The organism is Chryseobacterium sp. 2TAF14 (assembly GCF_052115105.1).
In the GTDB taxonomy this organism is placed as follows: domain Bacteria; phylum Bacteroidota; class Bacteroidia; order Flavobacteriales; family Weeksellaceae; genus Chryseobacterium.
Genome location: NZ_JBFRGA010000361.1, coordinates 1 through 530 on the forward strand (window position 1 = coordinate 1; position 530 = coordinate 530).

Sequence of the window (530 nt, forward strand, 5' to 3'; positions counted from 1 at the left end):
GGTTATTTGTGATGTCTTGTGATGTTTGTGGCTTGGTCATTACGATATAATCATCGGTAACGAAAGAGCTCACAAAATCTGAAGACGATTCGCTTTGATAGCTTGAAACGATATTAGAGTTGCCAGAAACTCTGTCTTTGTAATCATAAGAGGTATCACCTAATATAAATACATATTTTAGGCTTCCTAATGGGGTATTCAGTTTAGTTACAAAGTCTCTGATTGCAGTAAGATCTCTGCTTCCGCTACCAAATTCATTATAAATTTTATCGGTGTCTACTATTTGAACGCTAAAATTATTTTTAGTCTGATGATAGTTAGCTAATCTTTGAGCCTGTCCCATCATTTGAGGGGTTGTGATGATTAAATAATCTACATTTTGTAATGCAGAAAGATTTTGGTTGGCTATTCTTCCTACAAATTGTGGTGAAAAAGCACCATCAGCTCTGAAAGCTACAAATTCATTATTGAAATTTGGATCAGAAGTGGTATATCCAAAATTAAAATTCCCGCTTCCGACAGCTTTGTTT

1 protein-coding gene is annotated in these 530 nt (G+C 34.7%); it reads right to left on the bottom strand.

Annotated elements, in window-relative coordinates:
- Positions 1-530, bottom strand: a 530-nt coding sequence (locus tag AB4Y90_RS18185; protein ID WP_441558963.1) for a C25 family cysteine peptidase, incomplete at both ends; no start/stop codon positions are given.